At 64.7% G+C, this 15,045-nt stretch carries 13 protein-coding genes and 1 tRNA gene; 7 read left to right on the forward strand and 7 right to left on the reverse strand.

Annotation, left to right across the window (positions count from 1 at the left end; genetic code table 11):
- Positions 1-5: 5 nt before the first annotated feature.
- Genes AC3A3W_RS07575 through AC3A3W_RS07600 form a run of 6 tightly spaced genes read right to left on the reverse strand, consistent with a single transcriptional unit; the run spans position 6 to position 6,349 of the window.
- Positions 6-737, reverse strand: coding sequence for a sulfite exporter TauE/SafE family protein (locus AC3A3W_RS07575; protein WP_487441620.1), 732 nt, complete (start codon positions 735-737; stop codon positions 6-8).
- Entirely contained in the window at positions 734-1,759 is a 1,026-nt protein-coding gene (locus AC3A3W_RS07580) for an ABC transporter ATP-binding protein (RefSeq protein ID WP_487441622.1), read from the reverse strand. Before AC3A3W_RS07580 ends, AC3A3W_RS07575 begins: the two co-directional genes overlap by 4 nt.
- Positions 1,752-2,816: an ABC transporter ATP-binding protein gene (locus tag AC3A3W_RS07585; protein WP_487441624.1), complete on the reverse strand. Its 1,065-nt coding sequence runs from the start codon at positions 2,814-2,816 to the stop codon at positions 1,752-1,754. Before AC3A3W_RS07585 ends, AC3A3W_RS07580 begins: the two co-directional genes overlap by 8 nt.
- Entirely contained in the window at positions 2,813-3,820 is a 1,008-nt protein-coding gene (locus AC3A3W_RS07590; RefSeq protein ID WP_487441626.1) for an ABC transporter permease, read from the reverse strand. The genes AC3A3W_RS07585 and AC3A3W_RS07590 overlap by 4 nt, the downstream gene beginning before the upstream one ends.
- An 8-nt stretch (positions 3,821-3,828) precedes the next feature.
- On the reverse strand, positions 3,829-4,758 hold the full coding sequence (locus tag AC3A3W_RS07595; RefSeq protein WP_487441627.1) for an ABC transporter permease: 930 nt from the start codon (positions 4,756-4,758) through the stop codon (positions 3,829-3,831).
- Between the two features lie 31 nt (positions 4,759-4,789).
- The gene (locus tag AC3A3W_RS07600) at positions 4,790-6,349 is read right to left on the reverse strand and encodes an ABC transporter substrate-binding protein (protein ID WP_487441629.1); all 1,560 of its coding nucleotides are present in this window, start codon (positions 6,347-6,349) and stop codon (positions 4,790-4,792) included.
- A 336-nt stretch (positions 6,350-6,685) separates the two neighbouring features.
- Between AC3A3W_RS07600 and AC3A3W_RS07605 the strand changes: the two genes are divergently transcribed.
- Positions 6,686-7,597 carry a 2-hydroxyacid dehydrogenase gene (locus AC3A3W_RS07605; protein ID WP_487441631.1) on the forward strand — a complete coding sequence of 304 codons (912 nt, stop codon included), beginning with the start codon at positions 6,686-6,688 and terminating at the stop codon, positions 7,595-7,597.
- A 94-nt stretch (positions 7,598-7,691) separates the two neighbouring features.
- On the opposite strand, the gene AC3A3W_RS07610 is transcribed toward AC3A3W_RS07605, so the two are convergent.
- Positions 7,692-7,774, reverse strand: a tRNA-Leu gene (locus tag AC3A3W_RS07610).
- Between the two features lie 396 nt (positions 7,775-8,170).
- Here AC3A3W_RS07610 and AC3A3W_RS07615 point away from each other — a divergent pair.
- The 6 genes from AC3A3W_RS07615 to AC3A3W_RS07640 all read left to right on the forward strand — a co-directional run.
- Complete coding sequence (locus AC3A3W_RS07615; protein ID WP_487441633.1) at positions 8,171-8,911, forward strand: FHA domain-containing protein; 741 nt, start codon at positions 8,171-8,173, stop codon at positions 8,909-8,911.
- Complete coding sequence (locus AC3A3W_RS07620; protein ID WP_487441634.1) at positions 8,908-9,390, forward strand: FHA domain-containing protein FhaB/FipA; 483 nt, start codon at positions 8,908-8,910, stop codon at positions 9,388-9,390. Before AC3A3W_RS07615 ends, AC3A3W_RS07620 begins: the two co-directional genes overlap by 4 nt.
- Before the next feature lie 2 nt (positions 9,391-9,392).
- Positions 9,393-11,165 (forward strand): PP2C family protein-serine/threonine phosphatase, encoded by a 1,773-nt coding sequence (locus tag AC3A3W_RS07625; protein WP_487441636.1) that lies wholly within the window; start codon positions 9,393-9,395, stop codon positions 11,163-11,165.
- The gene (locus tag AC3A3W_RS07630; protein WP_487441638.1) at positions 11,162-12,622 is read left to right on the forward strand and encodes an FtsW/RodA/SpoVE family cell cycle protein; all 1,461 of its coding nucleotides are present in this window, start codon (positions 11,162-11,164) and stop codon (positions 12,620-12,622) included. Before AC3A3W_RS07625 ends, AC3A3W_RS07630 begins: the two co-directional genes overlap by 4 nt.
- Positions 12,619-14,076: a peptidoglycan D,D-transpeptidase FtsI family protein gene (locus AC3A3W_RS07635; RefSeq protein ID WP_487441639.1), complete on the forward strand. Its 1,458-nt coding sequence runs from the start codon at positions 12,619-12,621 to the stop codon at positions 14,074-14,076. The genes AC3A3W_RS07630 and AC3A3W_RS07635 overlap by 4 nt, the downstream gene beginning before the upstream one ends.
- The coding region (locus AC3A3W_RS07640) for a protein kinase domain-containing protein (RefSeq protein WP_487441640.1) at positions 14,073-15,045 on the forward strand (973 nt) is incomplete at its 3' end. The genes AC3A3W_RS07635 and AC3A3W_RS07640, both read left to right, overlap by 4 nt.

A 15,045-nucleotide genomic window follows, 5' to 3' on the forward strand; every position in this document is an offset into this window, starting at 1 on the left:
GCCCGTTAGGGCTGCATGGCGGCCAGGGCCAGTTGCCCCGTCAACAGCAGGCTTCCCAGGGCGGACGCCCCCAGCGCCAGCATCCTCAGGCGGGCGGCGTTCAGGAAGCGGTTCACGAAGCGCGAGGCGAGATACCCGCCCAGCACCGCAGGCACCATCCACAGCGCGAGGGTCAGTATTTCGGCAGTCACGGCGCCTGCGACTCCCAGCGACGCCAGCGAAATTGCCGATCCGACCATGAAGAACGCGCTCATCGTGCCCCGCAGTCGCGATCCCTGATGCCCCTGCCACACCAGGGCCATCGGAGGTCCGCCGATGGATGTTGCGGTGCCCATGATGCCCGAGGCTGCACCGGCCGCGATGAGGTTGACCCGGACGGGCCTGGGTGCCCACCCCTTGAGGGCAAGCACCAGGCCGGTGAGGACCACCACCACAACAATCCACGCCAGTCCTTCCTTGGACAGCACCGCCACAAGCCACGCTCCCAGGAAGCTTCCGGGGATCCGGCCCATGAGGGCCCAGCCGGTCCCGCGGAGATCCAGGTGCTGCCGCTCACGGACAGTCACGAGGATGGTCACGAGCAGTGCGAGGAGGATGAGCGTGGCTGGCAACAGGGTCGGATCCACCATGGCCACCACCGGCGCGGCGAGCATGCCCATACCGAAGCCCGTCGAGGCCTGCAGGCAGGCGGCCAGGAAGATCACCCCGGCAATGAGCGCATACTCCGGGCCCGTCACCCGGCGGTGGTTGTGGCGGCTGTGAGGCCCTTGATGGTTTCAAGTGGAAAGTGGCATTCGGCCAGGTGCAGTGCCCCGTCTTCGCCAGCAGTCACGCGCGGCTCGGGCGCCACGTCGGAGCAGATGTCCTGGGCTTTCCAGCACCTTGTACGAAAACGGCAGCCCGACGGCGGGTCCAGCGGGGAGGGCAGCTCACCTTTGAGGACGATGCGGTCCCGCGTCGCGCCTGTGACGTCGAGCTTCGGTGAGGCTGACATCAACGCAGCCGTATAGGGGTGCCGCGGGTGGTCGAAAACTTCCTCGGTGTTTCCCGTTTCGATGATTCTGCCCAGGTACATGACGGCCACGCGGTCGGCCACATGCCGCACCACGGTCAGGTCGTGGGAAATGAAGATGTAGGAGACGCCGAGTTCCTGCTGGATGTCATTGAGCAGGTTGAGGACCTGCGCCTGGACGGAAAGATCCAGGGCGGAAACCGGTTCATCCAGGATGATGACGTCGGGGTTGAGGGCCAGCGCGCGGGCAATGCCAATGCGCTGGCGCTGGCCGCCGGAAAACTCCTGCGGGGATTTACGGGCATCCGATGGACGCAACCCCACCATCTGGAGCAGCTCACCCACCCGCGCTTGGCGCTCACGCGGCGACGGGTAAAGGCTCCGGTGGGTGGCCCAGGGCTCGGAGACGATGTCGCCGGCGCTCATGCGCGCGTTAAGGGAGGCAAACGGGTCTTGGAACACCATCTGGACCCTGCGCCGCCAGCTCAGCAGTTCCTTTCCGCGGAGACCGAACGGGTTCGTTCCCTCAAAGGTCACGGTTCCCTCATCCGGTGTCTCGAGCATCATGAGGGTCCGGGCCAGGGTGGATTTGCCGCAGCCCGACTCGCCTACGAGGCCAAGCGTTTCCCCGCGGCCCACCGTCAGGCTGATCCCATCCAAGGCCTTGAGACGGGTGTTGCCGCTGGCGCTCTTGGCCACATGGAACGTCTTGCACAAACCATCGATCTGCAAAAGGGGCTCAGGCATTGTTTAACTCCTCGCTGAAGTGGCAGGCTGTGGCCCGGCCCGGCCGGGACGGCAGGGTCTCGGAGTGGTTGTTGGCGGCGCTTCCATTCACCGGCAGCAGCCGGGGACGCTCGGCCCTGCAGATGTCCTGCACGAGCGGGCACCGGGACTGGTAGACGCAGCCGGAGGGGATGTCATGGAGCTCCGGGGGGCTGCCCGCGATCGACTGCAGGTGGGCGCCGCGCTCCACGTGGACGGGCACGGACTCGAGCAGCCCCTTCGTGTAGGGATGCCGCGGATCGCTGAAGACCTCGGAAACCGGTCCGCTCTCCACCACGTTTCCGGCGTACATCACCGCCACCGAGTCTGCTTCCTCCGCAACAACCGCCAGGTCGTGGGTGATCAGCACTACGGCCATCTGGCCCTCCTCCCGGAGCTTGCGCAGGAGCTGCATGATCTGCGCCTGGACCGTCACGTCGAGTGCCGTGGTGGGTTCGTCCGCGATCAGCAGGCGGGGGTTCAGGGCCACGGCCATGGCGATCAGGATGCGCTGGCGCATACCGCCGGAGAACTGGTGGGGATAGGAATTGACCCGGGATTGGGGTTCGGGAATTCCCACGCGTTTCATCAGCTCAATTGCCTGGACCTTGGCTTCCCTGGCGCTGAGTCCCTGATGGATCCTGAAAGCCTCGCCGAGCTGTGTCCCCACGGTATAGACGGGATTGAGGGCCGTCAGCGCGTCCTGGAAGACGATTCCAAGCTCCGGCCCGGCAAACTTGAGCCGTTCCTTGGGCGTGAGGGCGGCCAAGTCTGTTCCGTTGAGGACGATCTCCCCGCCGGCCAGGTCGCAGACCGGGTCCATGATTCCGGCGAGGGCCTTGGCCGTCATGGATTTTCCGCAACCGGATTCTCCGAGCAGCGCCAGGGTCTCCCCTGCACGGGCCTCAAAGCCCACGCCGTTGACGGCCCGGACAGTTCCGCGGTAAGTACGGATGTCCACAGCCAGGTTCCTGACACTGAGAACGACATCTTGCGGCCGGGTCTTTCCGGGGAGCACGGTCTGGGCAGCAGTTTTCACGGCTTTGCCTCCTTGACTGGAATGCGGGCAATGAGGCGCTTGCGGGGAAGAGCGAGCCGCCAGCGCTGGACCGGGTCAGTGGCGATGCGCAACCAGGCCGCGAGGACGTTGGCGGCAATGGTGGTGAGCACGATTGCTACGCCAGGGAAGATCGACAGCCACCATGCAGTCTGCAGATACTGCCTGCCCTGGGAAACCATCAGGCCCCAGCTGACGTCCGGCGGTTGGATCCCGATGCCGAGGAAGCTCAGGGACGACTCAGCCAGCATGACGTAGCAGAATTCGAGCGTGGCCAGCGTGAGGAGCGTCGGCAGCACCACGGGGATGACGTGGCGGCCGATAATGGCGTTCGGCCTGGCACCAAAGGTCCGGGCAGCGTCCACGAAAGTCCTGCTTTGCAGCTCCGCGGATTCGGCGCGGGCCGTGCGCAGGTAGATGGGGATCCGGGTGAGCGCGAGGATCAGCACGATGTTTCCGGCGCTGGGGCTGAAGACATACAGCACGACGACGGCGAGCAGCAGGGACGGGAAGCTCATGATGACGTCGGCAATGCGCATCGACACGTTTTCACGCCAGCCGCGGTGGTAGCCGGCCCAGACTCCCCAGAGGGAACCGGCCACGAGGGCGACGGCGACGGCGGGCAGCGCCACGGAGAACGTGGTGCGGCTGGCGACGACCAGGCGCGCGAGCATGCTCCGCCCCAGGGAATCACTGCCCAGAAAGTACTCCCAGCCATAGGCCAGGGAAAAGGGTGCCTTGTTGGCGAAGAGGAGGTTCTGTTTGGTTGCCAGGTCGCCCATCAGGGCGGGGCCGACGAGGGCGGTGAGCCCGATCATCACCAGAAGCAGCGCGGACACCGTGGCAAAGCGGTCCTTCAGCAGGAGCCGGAGGAGGCTAAGGTTCCCGTCCTTCTTAGCCTTGACGGGCTTCTCCTTGACAGGCTGCGGCTGCCCTGCCGCTGCAACCTGGTCCGGTGCCGCCGGTTCAGTCGATGAAGTCTTCATGGCTACTCCTAAGCCTTTGCCGTGACGGGGCGGACTCGTGCATCAAGCAGCGCGTAGCCCATGTCAATCAGGATGTTCAATGCAAAGATCGCCACTGCGGTGAGCAGCACGGCGGCCTGCAGCACGGCGAAGTCCCGTTGCAGGATGGAATCGATCATGAGTTTTCCGATCCCGGGCCAGCCGAAGATGGTTTCCACCACCACGGCTCCGTTCACCAAACCCACCGTCAGGTCACCCGCCACTGTCAGGGCCGGAGCCGCTGCGTTGCGCAGGGCGTGATGGGTGACCACGCGCAGCTCGCCTGCGCCGCGGCTGCGCGCCAGTTTGATGTAGGGCTCCGAGAGAGCAGAGACCATGGATCCGCGGACGATCTGGACCAGGACGCCGAATGGCCTGAGCAGCAGGGTCGCAATCGGCAGGACCCAGGCGCCGGCCCCCGACACACCGGAGGTCGGGAGCCAGCCCAGGGTTATGGCGAAGACCCAGATGCCCACGATGGCGAGCCAGAAATCAGGAATCGACGCGGCGGCCATGGAGACGAAACTTGAGATGCGGTCGGCAACGCCGTTCGGCTTCAGCGCGGCCCAGCAACCCACCAGCAGCGCCAGCAACACGGCCAGCACCATGGTGGTGGCTGCCAGCTGCAAGGTTGCGGGGAAGGCACGCAGCGCCATGGCGGCAGCGTCCTGCCCCGTCCGGAGGGACTGGCCGAAGTCGAGCTTCAGCACCCCGCCGAAGTAGTCCGCCATCTGCACCAGCAGAGGCTGGTCCAGGCCGTTGCGTGCGGTGAAGTCATCCCGCATCTGCTGGGTGGCGTTCAGGGGCAGATACAGGCTGGCCGGGTTTCCGGTCATCCGTGCGAGTGCGAAGACCCCGACAATGACCACCACCAGCGGCAGAGCACTGGAGATTATCCGCTTTCTCAAGTAGATCAGCATGGCTGTCCTTCTTTTTTCCTGGAGACCCGGGCTAGCTTGCCGGGGTCATTTCCGAGACACGGAGCTCGTCGCCGCTGGAGGAGTTCGGCGTGTAGTTCACGGACTTGGACTTGCCGATGATGCCGGTCTGGTGGGAGATGTGGGCAAACTGGACAACCTTGTCGTTCTGGTAGGCAAAGATGTCCTCGAAGCCCTTCTTTCGCGCATCGCCGGACGCCGCATCCGCCTTCTTGATCATGGCGTCAAATTCCGGAGTGCCGAAGTAGCTTTGCGCGCCGGTGGACAGCATGTACTGGTCAACAGTGAAGGCGGCGTCGCCGGCCTGGTTGCCGTGCTGCGTCATCAGGGCAACTGCGCCCTCATCATCCGGGAACGGGCGAACCTGGTAGGTCAGGTGCTGGCTGGTTTCGAGCATCTTCAGCTTCACGTTCAGTCCGGCCTGACTCAACTGCTCCTGGAGTACCTGCGCGAGTTCGGTGATCTTCGGGAACTGGGCGCTGCGGACCACGAGTGAGATCTGAGCGGAGGTATCCACGCCAGCGGCCTTGGCCTCAGCGACGAGCGACTTGGCCTTGTCCAGATCGAATGCCCACCCCTTCAGCTCCGCGTTGTGGCCCACGATGCCCTCGGGCACCAGCTGCGCCGCAACCTTGTGCTTGCCCTGGTAGAGGGAGTTGACGATTCCGTCCTTGTCGATGGCGTAGTTCACCGCCTGGCGGACACGGATATCGTTCAGCGGCGCCTTGGTGGCCTCCATCCGAAGGGCAACCGTCTCGTTGTTGGGGTAATCGATGCCGAGCTCACCCATGTTGTCGTCAGGGCTGAGGCCCATGGCAACATCGGCTTCTCCGCTGGTGATCATGGCTGCCCGCACCGAGCTCTCAGACCGCCACTGGTACTCGGCCTTGGGGTAGGCCGGCTTGTCGCCCCAGTAGCCATCCCAGCTGGTCAGCGTAATTTTCTGGCCGGCTTCCCAGCTCTCGATTTTGTACGGGCCGGTTCCGACCGGTTCGCGAACCTTCGCGGTGGTGCTCGTCGACGTCGGCACCACCTCCAGGAAGGACAGCCGCAGCGGGAGGATGGGGTCCGGCTCCGGCGTCGTGACTGTGAGGGTTGTGGCGTCCACGGCCTTTACCTTGAGATCGGCGTCTCCAAACACGTAGCCTTCCACGTTGCAGCCCAGCTTGGAGTTGACGGCCCTGTTGATGGTGAACGCTGCGGCTTCCGCATTGAACGGCGTGCCGTCCTGGAACTTCACGCCTTCGCGCAGCTTGAAAGTCCACTCAGTGTCCGATGTGGCCTTCCATTCCGTTGCGAGCAGGGGTTCAAGTTCGCCGGTTTGGGGATTCCGCTCGACGAGTGGCTCGGTGACGTTGGAGCGCACCACCACACCGGTGGACGTGAGGTTCGATTCACAGGCCTCCAAGGTGGGAGGCTCCTGGCCGAGGACCACGCGAAGTGCACTTGCGGACGCGGGCGCCGCTTCGGAATTGGCGACAGAGCAGCCGCTCAATGCCAGCAGCACTCCGGCTGCGAGGGCGGGCCACTTGACCGCCGATGCGGAAAACAGGGGTGTTGAAGAAGACGTCATTGGATCCTCCGGATTAATGGAGCGCGGCAGGCTGCAGCTTTGTGAGGTGTGAAAAGGGAGCTGGGGGCCGCGCTGGACTCAAGCTAGTGGAGCTTCCGAAAGCACCACAAGGGGAGGGATGCCCCGCAGAGCCGTGCGTCGAGTCCCAGGGGGCAGGACTATCCGGTGTGACGGGCAGCACGCGGTCCTGTCCGCCGCGGAATTCCGCGAAACTCGACTTACCGATACACATCCGGCATGGATCAATGCTAATTGCATGTTGGACGCATATGGATGCCCGAACCTACTGTGCAGGGTATGAACAACAACGTCGCTGTCCTGCAGGTAGGACCACTCATGCAAACTGTCCAGGACACGGTGGCCAACGTGTACGGCGCGGTGCGGCTACCCGCTTCCGCGGCAGACGAGGCCGAATTTCTGGAACAGCGTGGCCACACGTTTGATGTCGCCGTCACGTCAGGGCGCTTCGGGGTGGGAACCGAGCTGATGCGGGCTCTGCCAAATCTCCGCGCAGTGGTGAACTTCGGCGTCGGTTACGACACCACGGACACAAGGCAGGCCGCGGAGCGCGGAATCGCCGTCAGCAATACGCCGGACGTCCTGAACGACTGCGTGGCTGACACCGCCGTCGCGCTTTACGTGGACGTGTTGCGCCGCACCAGCGCTGCCGACCGCTACGTCCGCCGGGGTGACTGGGCGCGCAAGGGCAACTTTCCCCTCGCCACCAAGGCGAGCGGCAAGCGGGTGGGGATTCTGGGCCTTGGCCGGATCGGAAAAGTGATTGCCCGCAGGCTCGAGGGCTTCGACTGCACCATCAACTATCACAACCGCAAGAAGGCCCCCGGGGTACCGTACGAGTACGCGTCCTCGCCGGTGGAGCTGGCTAGGAACGCGGACGTTCTGATTGTGGCAGCCGCCGGCGGGCCGGAGTCGGTGCACGTGGTTGACCATGATGTCATCGAGGCGCTCGGTCCCAACGGCTACCTCATCAACATCGCCCGGGGTTCAGTTGTGGACGAGCAGGCCCTGGTCGCGGCGTTGCTGGACGGAAGGCTCGGCGGAGCCGGCCTTGATGTCTTTGCTGATGAACCGAAGGTTCCACAGGATTTGCTGTCCATGGACAACGTAGTCCTCTTGCCGCACTTGGGCAGCGGAACAAACGAGACCCGCGCAGCCATGGCGGAACTCACGCTTGCGAATCTCGCGCAGTTCGCAGCTGACGGGACCCTGGTGACCCCCGTGTCCTGAGGCGTGCGGGTTGCGCACTTACACGGACAACCCAACAACGGCCTTTGGACAACAAAAAACACCCCGGTCCGAAGACCGGGGTGTTTCTGTTGCGTGCGCGAGGGGGGATTTGAACCCCCACGCCCTTTCGGACACTGGCACCTGAAGCCAGCGCGTCTGCCGTTCCGCCACTCGCGCGCAACTTCTTCTCCTCAATTCCAACCCCGGACTCCCGAGTTGGAACCTCGTAAAAGCAGCGAGATCAAGCATAACGGACAATCACGGCAAAATGCCAATCGGCGGGTTTGCGGCCCGCGGAGAGCCAGGCTGAAGGGCCCCGCGGCCGCACCGGCACCGGCGAAATCACGTTCTCATCACCCATCGACCGGTGTGATCACCGCAACAAAGGAAAGGCGGGCATGAACGAAACTGAGCGCCGGCACGTTGTGGATTAAGGTCATTCGCAGGGGTGGCAAGTAGTATCGGATGTATAGGTGCCCGCTACCGTCGGGCTCACTGTTCTGTTGTGACGTGCGTGGCAGATAGAGCTACACGAGGCGCACTGCCCGCAGTGGCAAGGAAAGGAGAAGGACCATGGGCTTGCTGGACAAAGTCGAGCGCGGCATTGAAAAGGCCGTCCGCGGCGTCTTCTCCACCGGTTCCAAAGCACAGGTCGAACCTGTGGAAATCGCCAGCCGGCTGCGCCGGGAGGTTGACCACAAGGCCATCACAGTCGCCGCCGGCCGGACCCTGGCACCCAATGTCTTTGACGTGCTGCTCAGTGACGACGACTTCCAGCGGGCCCAGGAATGGGGCACCCCGCTGGCCGAGGAACTGTGCGATGTGGTGATCAACCACGTCCGCAGCCAGGGCTACACCCTTCAGGGGCCGGTCCGCATCTCGTTCCGACACGATGAAGCACACCGTCCCGGCGATTTCGAGATCACGTCCAAGACCGAGAAGGCATCGGCTCCTGCAGCGGCAGCGCCGCGGGCCAACCTCCCCGCAGCGCCCAGCCGTCAGCCCGTCCGTCTGCAGCCCGTCTTGGACATCGACGGCCAGCGGTATTCACTCAACGCTCCTTCGATCGTTCTGGGCCGTTCATCAGAAGCCGACATCCTGGTGGACGACACCGGAGTTTCCCGTCGCCATCTGGAAATCCAGACTGCCGGCGGCACCGCCACTGCGGTGGACCTCGGTTCCACCAATGGCAGCTACGTCAACGGGCACAAAGTCGCCGGAAGCATGGAGCTTACCGACGGCTCCACCATCACGATGGGACGGACCAAAATCATCTTCCGCCTCCTGCCCGCCAACACTGGCGGCCGCCCATGAGCGAACTGACCATTACCGCCCTGCGTTTCGGCTTCCTGCTGCTGCTTTGGGTCCTGATCTTCAGCATCGTTTCCGCCATGCGCCGGGACCTCATGATCGGCCGAAAGGCAGCCACGGGCGCCCCCACGGCGAGGCAGGTGCGCAAAAATCCTGAACTGGCCGAAGCGGCCCCCGCTCCGGTCAAACAGCAGGCCCGCCAACTGGTGGTCACTGAAGGCCCCCTCAAGGGGCGCACCATTCCCCTGGCAGCGAGTCCCATTTTGCTGGGCAGGGCACAGGAAGCCACCCTCGTGCTGGAGGACGACTACGCCTCCGGCCGGCACGCACGCCTGTTCCCGCAGGGAAGCCGCTGGTTCATTGAGGACCTCGGTTCCACCAACGGCACGTATCTGGCCGACCAGCAGCTCACCCGGGCCCTTCCCGTGGACCTCGGTGTACCCGTGAGAATCGGCAAGACGGTCATTGAATTGAGGCCATAGCCATGGCCGCTCCGGACATTCCCGCGGAGAAGGCGCCAGCCTCTCCGCGTCCCCTGATCATGCGCTACGCCGCACGGTCCGACGTCGGCCGCGTCCGGGCGAAGAATGACGACTCCGCTTACGTGGGACGTCACCTTGCCGTCGTGGCAGACGGCATGGGGGGCCATGCCGGAGGTGACGTGGCCTCCGCGGCCACCGTCCTGGACATGATCCACCTGGACTCGGACGACTACGACGGCGACGCCGAAACCGTTCTGGCCGACGAAATCCAGACGGCCAATTCCCTCCTGTCGGAACTCGTCCACATCAACCCCAAACTCGCCGGCATGGGCACCACCGTGACGGCCCTGCTGCTCGCCGAGGGCAAGCTGCACTTCGCGCACATCGGCGATTCGCGGGCTTATCGGCTGCGCAACGGCGAATTCGAACAGGTCAGCGTGGACCACACGTTCGTTCAGCGCCTGATTGATGAGGGCCGGCTCCGCCCCGAAGAGGCCGAAACCCACCCCCACAAAAATGTCCTCATGCGGGTTCTCGGCGATGTCGATGCGAGCCCCGAACTGGACCTGGCAACCCTGGAGGTGCAGCCGGGTGAACGCTGGCTGCTGTGCTCGGACGGCCTGAACTATGTGGCCGGGCACGTCGTGGAGCGCACAGTCCGCGAAACCCAGAACATCCACGAGTGCGTGGAAACCCTCGTGGACCTCACCCTTGAAGCAGGCGCCCCGGACAACGTCACCGTGGTGATGGTGGAAATCGCCGAGGAGACGGTCGACGACGTCAAGACCGCCGCCGTCGACATCGTGCCTTCCGCGGAACCCGCCGCACCGGAAGGCGCCACCACGCCCGCGACCGCCGTGACCGCGACAGTGGCACCGGACGATAAGGCCGAGGCGGCACCGGCATCCGCGCCTGAGACTGCCACCGCGGTCCCGAAGGCTGACGATGCAGAGGCGGACAGCCACGCCCAAAACGGCAAAGGCAACGCCCCGGGCTCCGGGCAGGCTGAATCCAAGGAGCCCACAGCAACCACCGATCCGCACCTCGGCGAGCACCTGTCGGCAGAGGTGTTGCGCGAGGAACTGTCCTCACGCCCCCATCTCCTCGTCGGTGCGGCCGTCACTGCGGCCGAGACCGGTTCCATTCCCACCATCGCAGGGCGCACCGTGGCCCGCCGCGCGGCCACGGTCCTCACCCACAAGGCCGAACCGCTGCGCGACGAGGCCGAGGATCTCGGCCCGGAACGCCGGCCGCGCCGCTGGGTCACCATCGGCATCGCGGCTGCGGCTCTCGTGGTCCTCGTAGTGGGTCTCTGGCTGGGCTACGCCTGGACGCAGACCCGGTACTACATAGGCGAATTCGACCAGCGGGTGGCGATCTTCAATGGCGTTTCGCAGCGTCTGGGGCCCATTCAGCTGTCCACGCTTGAGGCTGTCACCGAAATTAAGATGGAATCCCTGCCCCAGTTCTCGCAGCAGCGCGTCCGCCAGACGGTGCCTGCGCGCGATCTCTACGACGCCCAGCGCATCGTGAAGAACCTTGAGCGCACCGGCACGACGGCCCCGTCGGACGAGTGCCTCACTGCTTCGCCGACGGCCACCGCGTCCCCGTCTCCCCGCGCCACCTCGGCCAAGCCCACTCCCAGGCCTACGGGAACCACCGCCGCCAAGGCGCCCGCCGCCGCGGCCAGTCCCAAGCCGACAGCGTCGCAGACCGCCGCCGCCGGTGCGGCCGCCACGCCGTCCCCAACCCCAACCTGTGAGGGGGGCCAATGACCCACGCCGACACGATGCCCAAGCCGCGACGAAACGTGGAACTGCTGCTGCTGGTCTTGGCCCTTGCCGTCAGCATCGGCGCCAACGCACTGATCAGCATCGATGACCAGAATGCGTTCGACACTGACTTCTGGTTCCAGTCCAGCCTCTTGGCCGTGGCAGCCCTCGCTTTCCACGTGGTCCTCCGGATCCGGGCTAAGTATGCCGACCCGGTAATACTTCCACTGGTCGTTGCCCTCAACGGCCTCGGCCTGGCGATGATCCACCGGCTGGACGCCCCGGGCGAGGACACCGGCAACAACCAGATGCGCTGGACCCTCATCGCCATGGCGGTGGCCATCGCCGTGATCTGGCTACTCAAGGACCACCGGATCCTTCGCCGCTTCACTTACATTTCGCTGGCCGTCAGTGCGCTGTTGCTGATCCTCCCGCTGGTTCCCGGCATTTCCGCCGGCGAAATCCTCGGAGCGCGCGTGTGGATCCGGCTGGGCCCCATGACATTCCAGCCCGGCGAGGTCGCCAAGATCACGCTGGCTATATTCTTCGCGGGTTACTTATCATCCAACCGCGATCTCATCATGCTTGCCGGCCGGAAGATCGGGCCCCTGCAGTTCCCGCGGTTCAAGGACATGGGACCCATGATCACCGCCTGGCTCGTCAGCATTGGTGTGCTGATTTTCCAGCGGGACCTAGGTTCCTCCGTCCTGTTCTTCGGCCTGTTCATTGTGATGATCTATGTTGCCACCAGCCGCATCAGCTGGGTGGTCATCGGCCTCTCGCTCATCCTCGGCGGAGGTTTCATCGCCTCCCAGGTCTTCTCCCACGTCGCGCTTCGCATCGACTCCTGGCTCAACGCATTCACGGAGGAAGTCTTCGGACGTTCCCCGGGCGGCAGCGGCCAGATCGTCGAGGGACTCTTCGGCATGGCCAGCGGCGGACTCGTCGGTACGGGGCTCGGCCAGGGCCGCCCCAACCTTGTGCCTTTTGCCAACAGCGACATGATCATCGCGTCGTTCGGCGAAGAGCTTGGCCTGATCGGGCTGTTCGCCATCGTCATGATGTACCTCCTGCTGTTCACCCGCGGCTTCCGCGCCGCACTCGGCACGAGGGACGCCTTCGGGAAACTGCTGGCATGCGGGCTGTCCTTTGCTGTGGCGCTGCAGTGCTTCGTCGTCATCGGCGGCGTCACGCGGCTTATTCCGCTGACGGGCCTGACCACCCCGTTCCTGGCAGCGGGAGGTTCTTCCCTCCTGGCCAACTGGATCATCGTGGGCCTCCTGCTGATGATTTCGCACACCGCCCGCGGCCCTGTGGACACCACACCCATGCAGCCGGGCAGGACCCCTGAGGCACAGAAAACTCCCGGGAAGCCTGCCACGGCTCCGGGCAACAGACCCGGCAAGAACGCCACCCAGACCCTTCCGGACGCTCCCACCGAGGCGGTGAAACAACTGTGAACCAGGCCATTCGACACTCATGGGTTGCCGCGATCGCCATGTTCGCCCTGATCTTCGGTGCCCTGAGCTACGTCCAGGTGATCGGCGCCGACGAGCTCAAGGCCAACGCGTGGAACAAGCGTGCCATTCTCCAGAACTACTGCAATGACCGCGGTGCAATCCTCGTGGCGGGCACTGCCATTGCCGAGTCGGTGGAGGGCAACGAAACCTGCAAGTTCCAGCGGACCTACACCCAGCCTGAGCTCTACGCCGGCATCACGGGGTATTTCTCCAAGAACTACGGCGTGACCGGCCTGGAGCGCGCCATGGATGCCCAGCTGGCCGGAAGTTCGGACCAGCTCTTCCTCGACCGCATCGGGCAGCTTTTCCTGGGCAACCAGCCCAAGGGCGCGTCCGTGGAACTGACCATCAACCCTGAAATCCAGAAGCTCGCGTATGACCTCATACCGGACGGGCAGCGGGGATCGATCGTGGTCACGGATCCCAAGACCGGCAACATCCTCGCCATGGTCAGCAAGCCGTCCTACGACCCCAACCTCATCGCCACCCAGGACGCGGCCAAGGAACAGGCGAACTACAACGAGATCATCAAGGTCCCCGGAATCAACCTGAACCCATCGGTCAGCGGCCCCACGGGTGCGCTCCTGGCCCCGGGCTCGGTCTTCAAGATCGTTGACACTGCCGCAGCGCTCAGCTCCGGAAAGTACAACGCGGACAGCCAGCTCCCTAATCCCGCCGAAATGTCCTTCCCGGGCATCCAATACCGGCTTCCGAACTATGCCGGCGGCAACTGCTACACCCGCAACACCGCCGACTTCGCGTTCGCGCTCCAGCAATCGTGCAACACCCCGTTCGCGAGCATTGCGGAAAAGCTTGGGGAGGAGGCGATCGCCGGGCAGGCAGCCAAGTTCGGCTGGGGACAGGAACTGGGCGACCAGCTCAAGCTCGACTATGCCGAGAGCATCTTCCCGCGGGACCTGGACGCCGCGGGGCTGGCCCAGTCGGCCATCGGCCAGCGGGACGTCCGCGCCACACCGTTGCAGATCGCACAGATGACCTCGGCCATCGCCAATGGCGGAGTACAAATGACCCCCAACCTGATCAAGGCCGTGCGGTCACCTGATCTGCGAGTCCTCGAGGAACCGAAGCCGGTTCCGCTGCGGACCTCCACCACCCCGGAGATTGCCGGTCAGATCACCGAATGGATGACCAGTGTGGTCAGTCAGGGCATCGGTGCCGGCGCGGCAGTGCCCGGCGTGCAGGTTGCCGGCAAGACCGGCACCGCCGAGCTCGGAACCGATGGCCTGAACAACTCCTGGTTCACCGGGTTTGCCCCCGCGAATGACCCGCAGGTGTCCGTCACGATCGTCATGCAGGGCGTGGACATCACCACCGGCGCACAGCTAACCAGTCCGAACGCAAAGAAGATTTTTGAGGCGGTGTTGAATAAGTGAGGCCTACATCGGGAATCACCCTCGGCGGCAGATTCCAGTTGACCACGCGTATTGCGATCGGCGGCATGGGCGAAGTCTGGAAGGCCAAGGACCTCATCCTCGGGCGGATCGTTGCCATCAAGGTGCTCAAAGAGGAGTACACGGGCGATCCCGGCTTCCTCCAGCGGTTCCGCGCAGAGGCACGCCACACTGCGCTCCTGAACCACGTGGGCATCGCCAATGTGTTCGACTACGGCGAGGAGGAGGGTTCCGCGTACCTGGTCATGGAACTGGTGCCCGGCCAGCCGCTGAGCAGCATCATCGAACATGAGCAGGTCCTCTCTCCGGACCGCACCCTGTCCATGATGGCCCAGACCGCCCGGGCCCTGTCCGTCGCCCACGCGCAGGGACTGGTGCACCGCGACATCAAGCCGGGCAACCTTCTGATCACTCCCGACGGCCGGGTCAAGGTGACCGACTTCGGCATCGCCCGCCTTGCCGACCAGGTGCCGCTCACGCAGACCGGCCAGGTGATGGGAACTGCCCAGTACCTCGCGCCCGAACAGGCCACCGGGCAAACGGCCACCGGGGCTTCGGACATCTACTCGCTGGGGGTCATCGGCTACGAGTGCCTCACGGGCCACCGGCCGTTCTCGGGCGAGTCACAGATCGCCATCGCCCTGGCACAGGTGAACGATGCCCCGCCGCCCCTGCCGGACACTCTTCCTAAGCCGGTCCGGGCGCTCCTGATGTCCATGCTGGCCAAGGATCCGAAGAACCGCCCGGCGAACGCCATCAAACTTTCGGAAGCCGCCGAGGCCATCCGGAACGGGGATATCCAGGCTGCCCACGCCGCCGTCCCCGGCATGCTTCTCTACGAGGGTGCTACCGGACCCATGACGGCGCCGGTCAATATGCAGACGGCTCCCACCGGCGTCATCGGCTCCGAGAAGAGTCCGACGGCGACGTCCGCCCTGCCGGTCCTCGGCG

The sequence above is a fragment of the Arthrobacter sp. Soil_N43 genome, assembly GCF_057655195.1.